Source organism: Pseudomonas sp. P5_B2 (genome assembly GCF_056400445.1).
In genome coordinates this window covers 1-1,480 of the sequence record NZ_JBFULH010000852.1, presented here as the reverse complement: position 1 = coordinate 1,480, position 1,480 = coordinate 1, and the positions used below count along the sequence as shown (strand labels likewise).

The 1,480-nt window shown below is 59.1% G+C and carries 2 protein-coding genes; both read right to left on the bottom strand.

What is annotated here, in order from left to right; genetic code table 11:
* A partial coding sequence (locus AC1DRJ_RS27415) for a fatty acid desaturase (protein ID WP_477804909.1) occupies positions 1-720 on the bottom strand: 720 nt, incomplete at its 3' end.
* 45 nt (positions 721-765) lie between these two features.
* Positions 766-1,480, bottom strand: a 715-nt coding sequence (locus AC1DRJ_RS27410; protein ID WP_477804908.1) for a PaaX family transcriptional regulator C-terminal domain-containing protein, incomplete at its 5' end; no start/stop codon positions are given.

Sequence of the window (1,480 nt, the reverse complement as noted above, 5' to 3'; positions counted from 1 at the left end):
GATGAACAGCGGGAACGGAGTGATATAGGCCAGCACCCAAACGCCGTATAGCCAGGCATTTCCACTGATCCACAACACGGCAAAGAGCAGGGCGTTGGTGAGGAGCATGCCGCTGGCGTTTCTGAAGAAGGTCCGCGGGTAGTCCCACCAGCGGCGACCCTCCTGCGGCAGGCGCCGAATATCGCTGGTCAGCGACCATTGCAGTATGCCCGCATCCATCAGCAAGCGTCCCGCCAGGAACTTGAGGCCGGTCACGCCTGAAAGATCACGCAGGCACTTGCGCATCAACGAGCGACGAGTCGTAGGCAACCCCGCCACCAGACACAGATCGGGATCGTCGAGAGTGGAGGTTTTTGCGTGATGGGTCAGATGATAGGGACGGTACTTGCGCAGCTCATTCCAGATCGGTCTGGCGCACAACCAATCCACCAGCACGTCATTGCACCATTTGCTCTTGAACAACGTGCCGTGGGCGGCGTCGTGCTGCAAAATCCCGAAGCACAACTGGCGTCCGGCAATAATCACGACACCCAGGATCAGGGCGAGACTGAATCCCCACCAGGGCAAAAAGTCGCGAGCCAAAGCCAGACCGAAAAAGGTCAAGGCCAGCACCCCCCAGGTAGATCCCACCGCCCAGGCGCCCCACAAATCCGAGCGTTCGCTGAAGGATTTGATTTCGTCGCGGCTGAGAATATCGCTGATTTTAGTTTTGTTATGCATGTCTATCCTCGACATCAAAGGCCTGTAGCCGGCCTGGGTGATGAGTCAGTTGGGGCTTGAGGGCTGTTGGAAAAAGGTCCGCCAGATCTGGTGACCGTGGTCCACAAAACGTTGGGTACAGGCAAGGAATTCGGTGCGCAGCGCCACATCGACCAAGGGGTGTGGCAGCAGGGGATCGAAAACGATCTGGCGAATGGCATCGCGGCCGAGGGTGAAAGATTCGCGTGCGGCTGCCTCCAATTTCAGTTGCCCGGCGCGCAGGGTCCAGCTGTCCAGTTGCTCGCAGTGGCGGCGATAGCTGTCGTTAAGCAACTCGCCATTCCACAGGCTTTGTATTCGCTGTGCTTGCGCGTCTTCGAAGCCCGTGGCCTGGAAAACCAGAGCGGCCGGCTCCAGGCCGAGCTCGATCAAACGTTGCCGCAAGGATTCGACATCCGGCTCGACATTGTTCGGGCGCACGTACAGATCCTTGTCCAGTTCCGCGAAGCCCAGCATGTGCAGCGCACGTTCACGCTGGCGCAAGACGTTGCGGTCACTGCGCCCCAAGGCGTTGCACGCAACCATCAGATAACTACCGTCCCATGGGCGCAGATGCTGCTCCACGCTACGCCACCCAAACAGCTGCGCCGAGATGTCCTTGGCTTGCGGTCCCAACTGATAACTGCCGCGTCCCGCACCTTCAAGTAAGGCTTCGATCGTGAGGCGCGCCAGCGTGACCCGAACGTTGTTTTCACTGATTCCGAAAAGCTCACACGCGACG